This window comes from Mesorhizobium sp. B2-3-5 (assembly GCF_006442395.1).
In the GTDB taxonomy this organism is placed as follows: domain Bacteria; phylum Pseudomonadota; class Alphaproteobacteria; order Rhizobiales; family Rhizobiaceae; genus Mesorhizobium.
In genome coordinates this window covers 140,635-155,187 of record NZ_VFVX01000014.1, presented here as the reverse complement: position 1 = coordinate 155,187, position 14,553 = coordinate 140,635, and the positions used below count along the sequence as shown (strand labels likewise).

Here is a 14,553-nt window from a genome sequence, read left to right as displayed (position 1 = left end):
AACCCGATCGAAAATGCCTTCTCGAAGCTGAAGTCGATCCTCAGGAAAGCCGCCGCCCGCAACATCCCCGAGCTCTGCGACACTATCCGCGACGCGCTGCCCCGCTTCACCGCCGAGGAATGCACAAACCACTTCAGCGCCGCAGGTTACGAGCCAGAGTGATCAGATTCTGCTCTAACCGGCAGCTGCCTTTCTATCCAATGAAATGCCTCAGCAGCCCCGCCGCCACCACTCCGATCAACACGGTCGGCAGCATGGAGAGCCGCGTCGCGGCGACCAAGGTGATGGCCAGCGCCAGGAGGTCGGCCGGATTGCGCGACACGAAGGCTGGTGCGATGACCGAGATCAGCACGCAGCCGGGTGCGGCTTCCATCACCGCCGTGGCACGGGCGCCGAGCACGCGGTTGCGCAGCACGACATAGCCGCCGATCCGCGTCAGATAGGTGACGCCGGCCATCAGCACGATGGTGAAAAAGGTCGCCATGTCAATCATGCTTCACCCGCCATCAGCCAGGCGGCAAGCAGCCCGGACACCGCGCCCGCCGCGACATACCAGGCGCCGGGAACGAAGAGATAGACAAGTGCGGCCACTACGAGGCTCACCAGCCAGGGCCGCGCCGCTTTCATACCCTTCCACATGCCGCGCATCAGCACCAGGAAGACGGCCGGGAAAGCCATGTCGAAGCCGTAGGTCTCGACATGGCCAAGCATCGGACCGAGCAAGGCGCCGAGCGTGGTGAAGGCCACCCAGGTCACATACATCGCCAGCGCCGCGCCCATATAGTAGCGCGGGCTGAAGGCCGGCCTGATCCCGTCGGCGGCACGCTGCTTGGCGTCGGCTAGGCCCAGCGCCCAGCTTTCGTCGCACATGAAGAACAACGCCGGGAACACCTCGCGCCGCGGCAGGTCGCGCAGGAACGGCGCCAGCGCCGCTCCCATCAGCAGATGACGGCTGTTGACCAGGAAGGTAATGGCGACGATGAGCAGGACATGCGGCGGCGACGTCCACAACTGGATTGCCGCGAATTCCGATCCCCCGGCGAAATTCAGCCCCGTCATCATGGACAACTCGACCGTGCTCAATCCTTTCTGGGAGGCCTGGGCGCCAAGCACCAGCGCATAGGGGATGGTGCCCAACAGCACCGGCGCACAGGACGCCACGCCTCGGCGGAGTTCCGATCCCGAGCCATCGCCCGCTGTTTCGGCTGTCTGTGAAATGCTCATGCCTTGCCACCGGCCGGCCTCGCGGCCGCCGCTTCCCTGGGTTTGAATTCTCGTGATACCGGCGGCAAACATACCCACATTTTTGCGCAATTTGGTCGCGAAGATTGTTGTGTCTCACCTGATTTTGGCATTGAATGCCGCAAACTAAAAAGAAAATGGAATTCAACGCCATGAAGCTCGATGACATCGACAAACGCATCCTGCGCGCGTTGCAGCGCGACGGCCGCATGGCCAACAACGACCTGGCCAATGAGGTCGGCCTCTCCCCCTCGCCTTGCCTGCGCCGCGTAAAACTCCTGGAGGAAGCCGGCATCATCGATCGCTATGTCGCCGTGCTCAACCCGGCCAGCATCGGCAAGGGCCTCACCTTCTTCACCCGCATCTGGCTGAAGGCGCAGGACGAGGACACGATCGAGCATTTCGCCACTGAGGTGGCCAGGCTGCCCCAGGTCATGGAATGCTATCTGATGCTGGGCGACTGCGACGCCATGGTGCGCGTGGTGGCCGCCAGCATCGACGACTACCGCCGCTTCCAGTCGGAGCATCTGAGCCGCATCAGGGGCGTCCAGAACGTCAAGACCGACGTCCCCAGCCAGACGATCAAATACACGCTGGAACTGCCGATCTGACAAGCGCAAGAGCGGCCAAGAACAGCGTCGTTTCAGACTGGATTAAAAATGCAACCGGATTGTGGGATCGGCTCGATTGCCAGCTTGAGGGAGGCGGTGGCATGCTGCTACCGCCTGGCCTGTCGCTACGCGGATTTGAGAACCGGAAATGAGCGTTTCTGGATGGCCCGCTTTGCCTGGAAATTCGCTGCCGGAAGCGGGCGGCCGACATGAAAGCCCTGGACCTTGTCTATGCGGTATTCGCGCATGAGGCCCATCTGCTGCTCGGTTTCCACCCCTTCGACGAGGATCTTGTGGCCGCGATTGCGGACCAGGGCGATGATGTCCTGCAGCATGGCCATGCCCTTGGGCGTGGCGCAGTCATGAAGGAACGAACGATCGATCTTCACCGTATCGAAATCGATCAGACGAAGCCACGAAAGGCCGGCGAAGCCGGTCCCGAAATCATCAAGCCATATCTTGATGCCCAGCAGCTTCAGGTCGCTGATGCACCGCAGGATGTCCGAGTGCATCTCCATTTCCAGCCCTTCGGTGATTTCGAAGGCCAGCCTGTTGCCGGTCACGCCGGTCTCGCCCAGGATGGTCGCGACGGATGCGGCGAAGCCGGGCGTCTTGAGCTGGATCGGCGAGACGTTGACGCTGACAACGCGGACGTGATCGCCAGCCAGAAGCTCGGTGCACACGGTCCTTATTGCCCAGCGCCCGAGTTCCAGGATCGCGCCAGTGCGTTCGGCAACGGGAATGAACAGGCTCGGCGGAACCAAGGTGCCGTCCAGCATTTTGAGGCGCATCAGCGCTTCCACGGCCTCGAGCCTTCCCGATTTGACATCCTGGATGGGTTGATAGACGAGCGAAACCAGATCCTGGCCGATCGCGATCTTCAGCAAGGCCGCAAGATTCTCGCTCTCGTCGCTGCTCTGGGGATCGGTTGGGTCGAACAGCCGGGCACAGTTTCGGCCGCTGGCCTTTGCCAGATAGAGCGCGCGATCCGCCTCGTGGATGATCTTCTCCAGCTTGGCGCCGGACTGCTTCCTGGTGAAGGCAGCGCCAACACTCGCCGTCACGATCGAAATACCGTCCCGTCGCAGTTCGTGGGTAAGCGCCAGGTTCTCCACCGTGCGGCAAATGGCTTCCGCGAGATCCGCGACCTGGTCCTTCTTGTCCATGCGCGCCAGGACGATGAATTCTTCACCGCCGTAGCGCCCGATCGAACCATCATAGCCCTTGATCAGATCGCTGAGGGCGTTGGCGACATGGATCAGGCAACGGTCGCCCTCCTGATGGCCGTAGCAGTCGTTGAACTTCTTGAAGAAGTCCACGTCGATCAGGATCGCGGCAAAACCTGTGCCAAGCTTCTGCCAGTCGCTCCAGTAGTCCCGCAGCTTCTCGTCGATCGCCCGCCGGTTCTCCAGACCTGTAAGCGGATCCGTCCGCGACAGCCTGAGCAGCGCCTTGCCGCGCTCGGTGGCCTCCCTGTGCTGAATTTTGGCTTCCAAGGCATTCAGGAAGACGTTGTAACGCTCTTCGTTCAGCTTCCAGTTCACATATGAGGTGAACGTGAAGCATGAAATATAGAAAATAGCTAATATTAGCTTGTACGTCGGAGTAGAAGGAACGAAATAATTAACAATGAATAGTAAAAATAATATTATAGCGGATGTTACAATAGATAGCTTAAATCGAAATGTAAAGAAGAGATTTGCACCCATCATAAAAATGGTGCCGAAGACCATATAATAAGAAACGCTCTCTTTCTCCGCAGACAAGATCGTTGGACATAACCAACCAAGGTAGCCAAATATAATGGCCGCAGCGCAGGTGACATCAAGCCATTCTGCTCCGACTCCCCGGCGAAGCTGCGCCTCCAAGGTCAAAAGCGCTGCCAATCCGACCGCAAAGCGCGCCTCGATCGTGTAGGCCGCCACGTCTGGAATGAGCAGCAGATCCATTGCCGAAAACAGCAGATAGATGGCAACGGCGATCCAAAGCCCTGGCCTGGCTTCCACTCTTCGCGTTGCTTCAGCTTCCTTGCGGTAAAGGATACGAAGTTCGGTCGCCCCCAACTCCTGGCGCGGATCGTGCGGTTCCGAATCCACCGCATCGGCCACTCGGGATGACACGCGCTCGTTCACAAATCCCGGCTGAAGGGGATTTCGCGATCCGAATTCTTTTGCAGCTTCTGCCCCCAACGCAGACCGACTCCTTGGGTGCGACATGTCTTGCCCGCGCAGCCAAATGCAATGATGCAGGACAAGTTTTCGTTAACTCGAACCCGGAATCGCTCCTTAAAAACCCCAAAGAATTGATATGGTTAGCGGGAAATTAATCATATCGATAGAATGCTCATGAGCCGACATTGGCAAATGGAGCATTCTACGCAATAAGTTAACTAACTGTTAACTATGGAGCATCCGTGTGCAAACTGTCTTTGACGGCAAAAGCCTGATTACTGCCGAGCTGATTGCCGACGGGCTACCTCGAGGAAAGATCGAGCATTACGGCGAAGCTTTCGAAACCGCTCGCGCCGAGCTTGCACTCATACTCCACGCGACACAGCAGCAGATCGAGCAACATAAGGACCCCGCCGAGATCATTCGTCGTCTGACGTCGTACCTCAGCGCGACGCGCTCCAAGGTTCATCGCGACGTTTGGCAAGCCTTGATACCGGTGGTGCAGAACCACCCGGTCGTGAAATATTTTCTCGAGGATCCGCTTACGCGCTGGTCCTTCACCAAGCCCAGAGGTTATTCCGGCGACGCGCAGTTGCTCGACTACATCTATTGCGACCCGCATGTGGCCGAGAGCGTGGCGAACGCCTCGGAGGTCGGCAAGGCACTCTATAACTATACCAAGGACGTGCCCTCGTCCATCGCAGCGCGGGAACGGCGCGATCTCTTGACGCGCTATGTCGATGAGATTGCGCACAAAAATGGGCGGCAAACCGAGGTTCTCGCGATCGCGGCCGGCCATTTGCGGGAAGCCAATCGTTCCACCGCCCTGGCCGAAGGCCGCCTCAAGCGCTGGGTCGCGCTCGATCAGGACCCCCAGAGCGTCGGACTGATAGCGCGCGACTTCCAGGGCACCGCCGTCGAGGCCATCGACGGTTCGGTGCGAACCCTGCTCACCAGAGGCCACAGACTGGGCAAGTTCGACTTCATCTACGCCTCCGGCCTTTACGACTATCTCCAGCACAACGTCGCGGTGAAGCTCACCAAGACCTGCCTGCAGATGCTGAAGCCGAATGGGATATTCCTGTTCGCGAACTACGCCGAAAGTAATTCCGGCGCGGGGTATTGGGAGACGTTCATGGACTGGGTTCTGCTGCTGCGCACGGAAACCGATATGTGGAACATCATCAATGCCAGCGTCGACCGCAACACTGTCGAGGCGCAGGTGTACTTCGGCGAGAACCGCAACGTGCTGTACGGCGTCATAAAAAAGCGCGGATAAGGCTTGCCGGGCGCTAGGCGCCCCGCACCGACTTCAAGACAGCAAATCCCGGGCCGCTGCCCGGGATCATGTGCTTGGCGTGAACTGGGCTTTCAGCACTGCGCGAAATTTCTGCATCGTCTTTTCGGTTGTCTGGGCATCGGCCGCCGCATCTGTCGCGGAAGATGCCGACGACCTGGATGCCGGATTCGGTGGTTCGGAAATCCAGCCATTCCCCCGAGATGCCTTTGCGCGCCTTCCAGCAAGAACTGCCATCTGGCATTGCCCTTTGCGGCGCAATACCGACGATCGCCGCCTCGGCCCGCCCCGCCTACCCGAACATCCGATCGCCCTGTTCATCCACCAGCTGGATGCCCTTCTTGATGGAGATGTCGACGGCGTCGTCGAGGCCGGCGAAGCGATCGGCGCGGATGAATCTGTGTTCCTTCATCACGCCGTCGATCTCCTTGGAGACCACGCCGCAGGTCTGGTACTGGCCCTCGGCCTTGTAGGGCGTGGCGCTGATCAGGAAACCCTTGTGCTCGACCTGCTTGGCGGGTGCGGCACTTCTGGACTCGGCCGCTTCACCGCCGCCGAAAAGACGCTTCAGAAAAGACATGGCTCAAATCTCCTTGTTCGCCCCTGCAAACCGCTTCTTGTCGGCGATTCACGACGCTGTTGGCCCAGCATGCGCGAATGTGCCGCCGCGTTCCAGCCCCCTGATGAAGACGGTCACAAGGAGTTCCACCTGCCGCTCGATCTCGTCCGCCTGCCGGCGTACGGATCTCGCCGCATAGCCGCTGGTGACGATGCCGTGCACGCTTGACCACAATGTGCGCGCCGCCACCCGGCGCGTTTCGTCGTCGAGATCGAAGTCGCCGCCGGCGAGCACCGCGGCGATAATGTCGAACAGCTGGTCGAGCCGCGCTTCATAGGCATCCGGCTCGGCCAGCGTCGGACGGCGCCTGTTGAAGGCGAGCAGTGCCGGCCAGCTGCCGGGATGCGCCTCGACAAAGCGCATATAGGCGCCGGCCAATGCCAGCAGGCGCTGCCGCACGTCGGTGATGCCGCGCTTGGTGAGGTCGGCCATCGCCGCCGCCCCCGCGGCCCCCAGCCGGTCCAGCAGCCGCATGTTGACGGCACGATGCACGCCGTCGAGATCGGAAAAAAGATTGTAGACCGAACCGACGGAGATGCCCGCCTGCTCGGCAATGGTCCTCGCCTTCAGATTGTCCATGCCGCCCTCGTTGATGAGCGTCTCGGCAATGGCCAGCACGCGCTCGCCAGTCTCTTCCTTGTCCAGTGCCATGCTTTTCCCTGTGAATGCGCATCCTTGCCGGACGGAACGCTGTCAGGAACCACCCAGACTGCTCGTTTACCATACCCCGAGCGTCGTGAACAGCGTTCAAAAATATCTTGAACAATGTTCATTTCCTGTTATATTTTGGCTTTGTGAACATTGTTCACGGGAAAATTCGAAGGGAGAAGAACATGCTTAGCCTGATCAGAACATTGCTCGACGGCGCCAGCGCGCGTGCCGAGGACGGCCTGAAGGATCGCTTTGCCATCGACCTTCTGGCGCAGCGCATCCGCGACGCCGAGGCGGGACTTGCCGCCGCCAAGCAGACGCTTGCCACCCTGATCGTGCGCCAGCGCGCCGAGCAGGCCGGCCTCGACCAGCTCGACCGCCGCCACGCCGATCTGGAAACCCGCACGCTGAGCGCGCTGGCCGCCGGCAACAACGGGCTCGCCGAAAGCGGTGCCGCGGCCATCGCCGAGTTGGAGAACGAACGCGAAGTCCGCCGCGCCACCGTGCAGAGCCTTGGCGAAAAGACCTTGCGGATGCGCGTCTCGGTGGAGCGGGCGCATCGCCGTATCATCGACCTCAACCAGGGCATGATCTCGGCCCGCGCCATCGATGCCGAACGCAAGGCGCAGTCACGCCTCGTCAGGTCGATCGGCCATTCGGCAAACCTCAACGAAGCGGAGGAACTTCTGGCTCGCATCAAGGGAGCCAGCGACCCGTTCGAGGAGGCCGGCATCCTCGACGAGATCGACGGCGAATTGCGTCACGAGGCAATCCGCGACCGCCTTGCCGATGCCGGCCACGGTCCGGCGGTGAAGGTGCGCGCCAAGGATGTGCTCGAACGGCTGAAGACCATCAACTGAAACCGCCTTCCCGGACCTGACTTCCATCAATCCAACTCTCGTCAAAGCAACGGAGAACTCCGATGAACGCCAATCAGACCTACATCATGTTCAACACCATCTCGGTCGGTGCCGCCTATTTCATGCTCGGCCTGTCGCTGTGGCTGGCGCCCGTCGACCTGTCGACCAAGGGCTACTGGGCCATGGGCATCCTGCTGCTCACCGGCAGCCTTGTGAACCTTGTGAAGTACCGCACCGACGAGCGCATCTCGGCCGAGACCACCGCCAAGATCGAGAAGGCGCGCAACGAAAAGCTGATCAGCGAATATGTCGGCAAGGAATGACGCCATCCGCGCCATTCGGACGAAAAAAGCCCGGGTTCGCCCGGGCTTTTGTGCGTCCACCGCTCCCACCTCCCTTGTGGGAAGGTCGGACCGCAGGTCCGGGTGGGGGTACTGGCGCCGGCTTGGCAGAACGCTGGTTCCTCGCCTCGTTTCCTCGGGGCGAGGAACGCAAGCGTTTCCCATGCCAGGCGCCCTCGCCTTACTTGCGCGACAAGGCTTCCAGCGCTTCGGCCGCGGCTTCGAGGATGCTCATGGCCTCGGCCTGCTTTTCGGCCGGGGCATCGACGATGTCGCTCAGCGCCGCGCGCAGCCGGTGACGGATAGCGCGGAACTCGTCGCGCGCCTCCGAACGGTCGCCACGCCCGCCTCGGCCCCCGCGACGGTCCTCGCTGTCATCATTCCAGCCGAACCATTCACGCGCCTTGGCCATCTTGCGGCCGAAGCGTTCGAGGTGTTCGAGCACGCTGTCGATCATCTCGCGATTGTCGGCAAGATGCGCCTGCCCGGCCTCGGTGATGGAAAACACCTTCTTGTTGCCCTCGCTCGACGAGACGGCATAGCCGGCCTCTTCCAGGAAGGTCAGTGTCGGGTAGACCACGCCCGGGCTCGGGCTGTAGATGCCGGAGGTGCGCTCTTCCAGCGCCTTGATGATGTCGTAGCCATGCCGCGGCGCCTCGGCCAGCAGCGACAGCGTGATCAGCTTGAGATCGCCGTCGGCCAGCATGCGCCCGGCGCGGAACATATCGCCCGCGCCGCCGCGACCGCCGCCGCCCCTGCCCCCGAACGGACCGAAACCGCCGCCGCGACCGCCGAATTTGCCGGCCATGTGCATGAACATGCGCTCGCCGAAATGGCCGCGCCCGAAATCTTTGTGCATTGATTGCTCCTTGAGTTCTATCTTACGATATATCTTAATTAGGCACGCTCTTCCCTGGAGTCAAGATATATCTTACGATGTATCTGAATGCCGCGACAGAGAAGTTTTGCTGCGGGCCTCGTGGCGGCCGGTTCACTCGTCTGGCGCTGGCCGCCAATTGGCTTCCGGCGCGAGCGGCGCTTCACGAAGACGTGCTGGCATGGGGAGAATTCTACGAAACAAACAATCCGACGCCGGCGAACCCTTGAGCGGGCCATGCAACGAGGTCGTGCCATGCCATCAGGAACAGACAAGGTCGCGCTGGTGCTCGCGGGCGGCGGCAGTTTCGGCGCGGTGCAGGTCGGCATGCTGAAGGCGCTGGTCGCCGCCGGCGTGACCGCCGATTTCGTCGTCGGCTCCAGCGTCGGCGCCATCAACGGCGCCTACTACGCCGCCGCCGGCACAATGGAGACCGTCGCGCGGCTGGAGGCCCTGTGGCGGGGCATCACCCGCAACGACGTGTTTCCCGTCAGTTGGCGGTCGATGCTGGGCTTTGCGGCCCGGCGCGATTTTCTATCCGCCTCGCACGGCATCCGCAATCTGATCGAGCGCAACCTGCCCTATCGCGACCTCGAGGAGGCGCCGATCCCGATCCACATCATCGCGACGGATCTCTTCTCCGGTGACGCGGTGGTGATCTCGAAAGGCAACGCGGCCGAGGCGATCGCCGCCTCAAGCGCCATTCCGGTTGCGTTCGCGCCGGTGCGGGTCGGCGAGCGGTTCTTGATCGACGGCGCCGTGACCTCGAATACACCGGTCGGTGTTGCGATCAGCCTCGGCGCGCGCCGGCTGATCGTGCTACCGACCGGCTTCGCCTGCAATCTGCGCGCGCCGCCGCAAGGCGCGGTTGCCAACGGCCTGCATGCCTTGACACTGTTGATCGCCCGGCAATTGGTGCGCGAACTCGACACCATGCCGGCCGAGATCGACTACGCGATTGTCCCCTCGCTCTGCCCGCTGGTGGGCTCGCCCTACGATTTCACCCGCACTGGCGCGCTGATCGACGACGCCGAAAAATCGACCCGGGCATGGATAGAGGCGGGCGGACTGTTTGAACGCGTCATCCCGAACCAGATGCGTCCGCACCGCCATCATTGATTTCACCCGATTTCACAGCAGGGCGCTACCACCGGCCCTTGCGGCGGTTCCAGGCGTAGAGCAGGTCCGCGAAGCGATCATAGGCAAAGCGGGTCAGCGGCAAGGCGATCGGATTGCCGAGCAATCCAGCCAGCCAGCCCTCGCCAGGTGTCATCGCCCACACTGCAATCGCAACGTCGGCGCCGACCAGCAACCGGCCGTCCGCATCGGTGGCATGCAGCCGGCGGCGGATATCCTCCAGCGAGGCGCCGTGTCCGGCAAGGGCCGCCGGCTCCAGGTTGATGTCGCGAAACTCGATCCGTCCGGCCTTGACCGCTTCGATCAGCCGCCGCTTCTGCCTGCCGATGCCGGCATCGCAGACCGGACAATGTGTGTTGTACCAGACAGTCAGCAAAGGCGTGATCCTGTCAAGGCTCACTTGCCGCGCATCGCCGTCTTCGGCCCGATGCATTATTCATTGCCGGCCTTGTCCTTCCTCATCGCCAGGCGCCCGCCGACCTCGCCGCAATGGACGGATGCCGGGTTGGCCATGCCGACTGGTTTTTGCGCCGCAGCGCCGACGTCGGTCGGTATTAAGGACAGTGCGGCCAGGCCGGCAACCAATATCTTCATCGCGATCCCCTAGCCGCACGCTATTGCGGCGAAGCGCCTTGCCTTGCGGCAAGGCGTCGCCAATGACCATCGACTTCGAGAAACCTGCCGATGGATTCATCCGAGCGAGGAGATGATCTCGCGGTAAGCAAATTCCGGGAAGGCCTTGAGCGTGTGCGTCTTGACGCTGCCGCCCGAGCCCAGCATCAGCGCGAAACGGGCGAGCACCGCATCATCAGGCGCTTCGACCACCGACACCATGTCGAATTCGCCCATGGTCAGGTAGAACGACTTGAACGATCCACCCATCTCGCCGAGCTGCTTCTTGGCGGCGTCCAGCCGCTTGGGCGAGTCGCGCACATTTTTCGCGCCCTGCTCGGTCCAGTTCATCAGCACGATGTAAGTCGTCATGGCACACCTCTCTCCGGGCCACGGAACACGGCATTGAGACCGCTGAAACGACGGCCTCGACCGGGGCGGGCTTCCGGGGTTGTCGCCCAGAAAATGCATCCGTCACCATATTATCCTCCCGCTGCCAGCGTCCCGCAAGCACTACCGCGCCGGCACCGTATTGCCGAGTGGGCGCGATCCTCGTGCCAGCCGACACAAAGGCGCTGGCATGGCGACGGCCACAAATCAGTCGGCCGCGATGAGCCAAAGCCGGTTTAAAAACCCGCCTGATTGCGGCAGTCTCCGTCTTGGCCGTCAGACACGGCAAACACCGGCCAACGTCCGAGGCCAAGTCTAGCCGCAGGAGAGCTTCATGCGCGAAACAACAGACCTGCCGCCGGAACGGATCGAAATTCCCGGCGCGTGGACCGGCGAGGACATGGCGAAGCATCCTGAACGATGGCTGGTCGAATTGGACGCGCGGGACGTCGCGGAACTGGAAGCCGCCGCCACCGGCTTTCTTGCCGGTTCGCACGATATCGGCGGTCTGACCAAGGCTGATTTCCCCTTGCCCCGGCTTGCTGGCCATCTTGCCGCCCTTCGCGAAAAACTGATCGCCGGCATAGGGTTCGAGGTGCTTCGCGGTCTCCCGGTCGAAGGATACTCCGCGCGAATGGCGGCAACGATCTTCTGTGGGATTGGCGCCCATCTGGGAAGCGCTCGGTCCCAGAACGCCCAGGGCCATATACTCGGCCATGTCCGCGACATAGGCGCCGACGCGAAGGACGCCACGACACGCATCTACCAGACCTCGGAGCGCCAGACGTTCCACACCGACTCCGCCGATGTCGTCGGCCTGCTCTGCCTGCAAGATGCCATGCAAGGCGGCGAGTCCCTGCTGGTAAGCACGGTGACGATCCACAACGAGATGCGCAAAAGGCGGCCTGATCTGGTCCGGCTGCTGTTTGATCCCATCGCCACCGACCGGCGCGGCGAGATACCGGAAGGGCAGAAGCCCTACTTCGAAATCCCGGTCCTCAACTGGCATGCGGGGCTGCTGACCGGGATCTATCAGCGCCAGTACATCGACAGCGCGCAGCGCTTCCCAGATTCCATGCGCCTGAGTGCTGCGCATGTCGAAGCATTGGATCTCTTCGACAGCCTTGCCAATGACCCGAAGCTGAACCTGTCGATGCGGTTACGGCCCGGCGACATGCAGTTTGTCTACAATCATTCGCTGCTTCACGACCGCATGGGTTTTCGGGATTGGCCGGATCCGGACAAGCGTCGCCATATGCTGCGCCTATGGCTGTCAGTGCCCGGCGACCGCCCGCTTCCCGATTGTTTCAGGCAGCGTTATGGCTCGATCGACATCGGCGACCGGGGCGGCATCATCGTCAAGGGCACGCGGCTGAACGTGCCCTTGTAGAAGCCAACCCGCCTGGAACGAAAAAGGGCACCAGTCGGCGCCCTTGATTTTCGTGACAGATAAAACTCGCCTCAGCTGTCCAGGAAGCTTCTCAGCTTGCGGCTTCGGCTCGGATGCTTGAGCTTGCGCAGCGCCTTGGCCTCGATCTGGCGGATACGCTCGCGGGTGACCGAGAACTGCTGGCCGACTTCTTCCAGCGTATGGTCGGTGTTCATGCCGATGCCGAAGCGCATGCGCAGCACGCGCTCCTCGCGCGGCGTCAGCGAGGCCAGAACGCGCGTGGTGGTCTCGCGCAGATTGGCCTGGATCGCCGCGTCGATCGGCAGGATCGCCATCTTGTCCTCGATGAAATCGCCCAGATGCGAATCCTCCTCGTCGCCGACCGGCGTTTCGAGCGAGATCGGCTCCTTGGCGATCTTCAAGACCTTGCGCACTTTTTCCAGCGGCATGGCGAGCTTCTCGGCCAGTTCCTCCGGCGTCGGCTCGCGGCCGATCTCGTGCAGCATCTGGCGCGAGGTGCGCACGATCTTGTTGATCGTCTCGATCATGTGCACCGGGATGCGGATGGTGCGCGCCTGGTCGGCGATCGAACGCGTGATCGCCTGCCGGATCCACCATGTCGCGTAGGTCGAGAACTTGTAGCCGCGGCGGTATTCGAATTTGTCGACCGCCTTCATCAGGCCGATATTGCCTTCCTGGATCAGGTCGAGGAACTGCAGGCCACGGTTGGTGTATTTCTTGGCGATGGAGATGACGAGGCGCAGATTGGCCTCGACCATTTCCTTCTTGGCGATCGCGGCTTCGCGTTCGCCCTTTTGCACCTGGTTGACGATCTTGCGGAATTCCAGGATCGAGATCGCCGTTTCGGTGGCCAGATGCTGGATCTCGGCGCGCAGATCCTTGATCGCATCCTTCTCGTTCTTGGTGAATTCCTTCCAGCCGCGCGAGGTCAGATTGGCGATCGAGCGCGTCCAGTTGGGATCGAGCTCCGAGCCCTGATATTCCTTCAGGAACTCCTCGCGGCGCACACCATAGCTTTCGGCGAGGCGCAGCAGCTTGCCCTCGTTCTGCACCAGGCGCTTGTTGATGTCGTAGAGCTGCTCGACCAGCGCCTCGATACGCGCCGTGTTGAGCGACAGCGACTTCACCGCCTTGATCAGCTGGTCCTTCAGTTCCTTCAGCCGGCGGTCCTGGCTGGGCGACAGCGTGCCGGCGGCGGCCAGACGGTTCTCGACCTGCTGGTCCTGCAGCTTGCGCAGCTTCTTGTAGGTGTCGGCGATGACGTCGAGCGTCTCCATCACCTGCGGACGGAGTTCCGCTTCCATCGCCGCCAGCGACAGGCTCGCCTCGTCCTCGTCTTCCTCGTCGTCGTCCCCGATGCCGCGTGTGTCGGCGCCGACATTGGTGATGTCGTCTTCCTCGTCGCGCCCGCGGCGCGACTTCTCGTCAGCCTTGGGCGCTTCCTCGATGCGCTCGACGACCGGTGCCTGCTTGGCCTCGGGGCCGGCATAGGTGGCTTCGAGATCGATGATCTCGCGCAGCAGGATCTTGGATTCGTTGAGTTCGTCGCGCCAGATGATGATGGCCTGGAAGGTCAGCGGGCTTTCGCACAGGCCCGCGATCATCGTCTCGCGGCCGGCCTCGATGCGCTTGGCAATGGCGATTTCGCCCTCGCGCGACAGAAGCTCGACCGAGCCCATCTCGCGCAGGTACATACGCACCGGGTCGTCAGTGCGGTCGGTCGGCTCTTTCTTGGTGGTGGTGGCGGCAACGGCGGTGCCGGTCTGCTCGGCCAGTTCGTTGGCGTCTTCCTCAGCGTCCGCCGCGGTGTCGCTGGCCTCGGCCTCTTCGCCCTGCTCGTCGTCCTCGACGACATTGATGCCCATGTCGGACAGCATCGCCATCGTGTCCTCGATCTGCTCGGAGGTCACTTCCTCGGAAGGCAGCACCGAATTCAGCTCGTCCATCGTGACATAGCCGCGCTTCTTGGCGGCCTTGATCATCTTCTTGACAGCATCATCGGAAAGGTCGAGCAGAGGCCCATCGGTGGCGCCTTCGCGTTCGGTCTCGACCTCTTCCTTTTCCTTTGTCGCCATAGTCTTTATCTTCTCCTAGCGGCCGGGCATCGGGCCGCATAAGCTGTCGGACCAGTCAAATTGGATATGCTCGTTTTTCTAAACGCGCTTCACCCGGGCCACGAACTGCATCCACTCTTTGTTTGGTGCATGTCGTCGCCCCAAAACCGGTTTCCACTTTTGGGCGACATGCATTAAGTCCAGATTAACCCTGATATCTGTGGCAGGCTGTCTGCCTGTCCAGTGACCAGGACCTCTTATCGCTGCACTTCCCGTCGAC

At 61.7% G+C, this 14,553-nt stretch carries 16 protein-coding genes and 1 pseudogene; 7 read left to right on the top strand and 10 right to left on the bottom strand.

Features of this window, described 5'->3' with window-relative positions:
* Positions 1 to 162, top strand: a pseudogene (locus FJ958_RS32015) (IS630 family transposase); the annotation flags it as partial.
* A 31-nt stretch (positions 163 to 193) separates the two neighbouring features.
* On the opposite strand, the gene FJ958_RS17930 reads toward FJ958_RS32015, so the two are convergent.
* Positions 194 to 493 carry an AzlD family protein gene (locus FJ958_RS17930; protein WP_140744513.1) on the bottom strand — a complete coding sequence of 100 codons (300 nt, stop codon included), beginning with the start codon at positions 491 to 493 and terminating at the stop codon, positions 194 to 196.
* Entirely contained in the window at positions 490 to 1,224 is a 735-nt protein-coding gene (locus tag FJ958_RS17925) for an AzlC family ABC transporter permease (protein ID WP_140744512.1), read from the bottom strand. Before FJ958_RS17925 ends, FJ958_RS17930 begins: the two co-directional genes overlap by 4 nt.
* A gap of 170 nt (positions 1,225 to 1,394) precedes the next feature.
* Between FJ958_RS17925 and FJ958_RS17920 the strand changes: the two genes are divergently transcribed.
* Positions 1,395 to 1,853, top strand: coding sequence for an Lrp/AsnC family transcriptional regulator (locus tag FJ958_RS17920; RefSeq protein ID WP_140744511.1), 459 nt, complete (start codon positions 1,395 to 1,397; stop codon positions 1,851 to 1,853).
* 125 nt (positions 1,854 to 1,978) lie between these two features.
* Here the strand turns inward: FJ958_RS17920 and FJ958_RS17915 are convergent, their stop codons facing one another.
* Positions 1,979 to 4,042: an EAL domain-containing protein gene (locus FJ958_RS17915; RefSeq protein WP_246679621.1), complete on the bottom strand. Its 2,064-nt coding sequence runs from the start codon at positions 4,040 to 4,042 to the stop codon at positions 1,979 to 1,981.
* 226 nt (positions 4,043 to 4,268) lie between these two features.
* On the opposite strand from FJ958_RS17915, the gene FJ958_RS17910 reads away from it, so the two are divergent.
* Positions 4,269 to 5,303, top strand: coding sequence for a class I SAM-dependent methyltransferase (locus FJ958_RS17910; RefSeq protein WP_140744510.1), 1,035 nt, complete (start codon positions 4,269 to 4,271; stop codon positions 5,301 to 5,303).
* A 310-nt stretch (positions 5,304 to 5,613) separates the two neighbouring features.
* Here the strand turns inward: FJ958_RS17910 and FJ958_RS17900 are convergent, their stop codons facing one another.
* Both FJ958_RS17900 and FJ958_RS17895 read right to left on the bottom strand, forming a co-directional pair.
* Positions 5,614 to 5,901: an HlyU family transcriptional regulator gene (locus FJ958_RS17900; protein WP_140744509.1), complete on the bottom strand. Its 288-nt coding sequence runs from the start codon at positions 5,899 to 5,901 to the stop codon at positions 5,614 to 5,616.
* Between the two features lie 48 nt (positions 5,902 to 5,949).
* Positions 5,950 to 6,591 carry a TetR/AcrR family transcriptional regulator gene (locus FJ958_RS17895; RefSeq protein ID WP_140744508.1) on the bottom strand — a complete coding sequence of 214 codons (642 nt, stop codon included), beginning with the start codon at positions 6,589 to 6,591 and terminating at the stop codon, positions 5,950 to 5,952.
* Positions 6,592 to 6,773: 182 nt separating this feature from the next.
* On the opposite strand from FJ958_RS17895, the gene FJ958_RS17890 reads away from it, so the two are divergent.
* Both FJ958_RS17890 and FJ958_RS17885 read left to right on the top strand, forming a co-directional pair.
* Complete coding sequence (locus FJ958_RS17890) at positions 6,774 to 7,451, top strand: PspA/IM30 family protein (RefSeq protein WP_140744507.1); 678 nt, start codon at positions 6,774 to 6,776, stop codon at positions 7,449 to 7,451.
* A gap of 62 nt (positions 7,452 to 7,513) precedes the next feature.
* A complete protein-coding gene (locus FJ958_RS17885) occupies positions 7,514 to 7,774 on the top strand; it encodes a YiaA/YiaB family inner membrane protein (protein ID WP_023770145.1) in 261 nt (86 codons plus the stop codon).
* Positions 7,775 to 7,973: 199 nt separating this feature from the next.
* Here the strand turns inward: FJ958_RS17885 and FJ958_RS17880 are convergent, their stop codons facing one another.
* Entirely contained in the window at positions 7,974 to 8,651 is a 678-nt protein-coding gene (locus FJ958_RS17880) for a PadR family transcriptional regulator (protein WP_140744506.1), read from the bottom strand.
* A 273-nt stretch (positions 8,652 to 8,924) separates the two neighbouring features.
* Here FJ958_RS17880 and FJ958_RS17875 point away from each other — a divergent pair, with 273 nt between their 5' ends.
* Positions 8,925 to 9,788, top strand: coding sequence for a patatin-like phospholipase family protein (locus tag FJ958_RS17875; protein ID WP_140611694.1), 864 nt, complete (start codon positions 8,925 to 8,927; stop codon positions 9,786 to 9,788).
* A 25-nt stretch (positions 9,789 to 9,813) separates the two neighbouring features.
* Here FJ958_RS17875 and FJ958_RS17870 read toward each other — a convergent pair whose 3' ends face one another.
* The 3 genes from FJ958_RS17870 to FJ958_RS17860 form a co-directional block, all read right to left on the bottom strand.
* Positions 9,814 to 10,182 (bottom strand): DCC1-like thiol-disulfide oxidoreductase family protein, encoded by a 369-nt coding sequence (locus FJ958_RS17870; protein WP_140744524.1) that lies wholly within the window; start codon positions 10,180 to 10,182, stop codon positions 9,814 to 9,816.
* Positions 10,183 to 10,238: 56 nt separating this feature from the next.
* Entirely contained in the window at positions 10,239 to 10,400 is a 162-nt protein-coding gene (locus FJ958_RS17865; protein WP_140744505.1) for a DUF333 domain-containing protein, read from the bottom strand.
* Between the two features lie 96 nt (positions 10,401 to 10,496).
* Positions 10,497 to 10,790 carry a GYD domain-containing protein gene (locus FJ958_RS17860; protein ID WP_140744504.1) on the bottom strand — a complete coding sequence of 98 codons (294 nt, stop codon included), beginning with the start codon at positions 10,788 to 10,790 and terminating at the stop codon, positions 10,497 to 10,499.
* Between the two features lie 352 nt (positions 10,791 to 11,142).
* On the opposite strand from FJ958_RS17860, the gene FJ958_RS17855 reads away from it, so the two are divergent.
* Positions 11,143 to 12,198, top strand: a complete 1,056-nt coding sequence (locus FJ958_RS17855) for a TauD/TfdA family dioxygenase (protein ID WP_140744503.1) — start codon at positions 11,143 to 11,145, stop codon at positions 12,196 to 12,198.
* Positions 12,199 to 12,269: 71 nt separating this feature from the next.
* Here the strand turns inward: FJ958_RS17855 and rpoD are convergent, their stop codons facing one another.
* A complete protein-coding gene (gene rpoD, locus FJ958_RS17850) occupies positions 12,270 to 14,294 on the bottom strand; it encodes an RNA polymerase sigma factor RpoD (protein ID WP_140744502.1) in 2,025 nt (674 codons plus the stop codon).
* Positions 14,295 to 14,553: the final 259 nt, after the last annotated feature.

Bases quoted from the DNA above. Each gene is read 5' to 3' on its own strand.
- FJ958_RS17925 (WP_140744512.1), bottom strand. From the start codon at position 1,224: ATGAGCATTTCACAGACAGCCGAAACAGCGGGCGATGGCTCGGGATCG.
- FJ958_RS17875 (WP_140611694.1), top strand. From the start codon at position 8,925: ATGCCATCAGGAACAGACAAGGTCGCGCTGGTGCTCGCGGGCGGCGGC.
- rpoD (WP_140744502.1), bottom strand. From the start codon at position 14,294: ATGGCGACAAAGGAAAAGGAAGAGGTCGAGACCGAACGCGAAGGCGCC.
- FJ958_RS17930 (WP_140744513.1), bottom strand. From the start codon at position 493: ATGATTGACATGGCGACCTTTTTCACCATCGTGCTGATGGCCGGCGTC.
- FJ958_RS17890 (WP_140744507.1), top strand. From the start codon at position 6,774: ATGCTTAGCCTGATCAGAACATTGCTCGACGGCGCCAGCGCGCGTGCC.
- FJ958_RS17855 (WP_140744503.1), top strand. From the start codon at position 11,143: ATGCGCGAAACAACAGACCTGCCGCCGGAACGGATCGAAATTCCCGGC.
- FJ958_RS17895 (WP_140744508.1), bottom strand. From the start codon at position 6,591: ATGGCACTGGACAAGGAAGAGACTGGCGAGCGCGTGCTGGCCATTGCC.
- FJ958_RS17865 (WP_140744505.1), bottom strand. From the start codon at position 10,400: ATGAAGATATTGGTTGCCGGCCTGGCCGCACTGTCCTTAATACCGACC.
- FJ958_RS17860 (WP_140744504.1), bottom strand. From the start codon at position 10,790: ATGACGACTTACATCGTGCTGATGAACTGGACCGAGCAGGGCGCGAAA.
- FJ958_RS17900 (WP_140744509.1), bottom strand. From the start codon at position 5,901: ATGTCTTTTCTGAAGCGTCTTTTCGGCGGCGGTGAAGCGGCCGAGTCC.
- FJ958_RS17885 (WP_023770145.1), top strand. From the start codon at position 7,514: ATGAACGCCAATCAGACCTACATCATGTTCAACACCATCTCGGTCGGT.
- FJ958_RS17880 (WP_140744506.1), bottom strand. From the start codon at position 8,651: ATGCACAAAGATTTCGGGCGCGGCCATTTCGGCGAGCGCATGTTCATG.
- FJ958_RS17920 (WP_140744511.1), top strand. From the start codon at position 1,395: ATGAAGCTCGATGACATCGACAAACGCATCCTGCGCGCGTTGCAGCGC.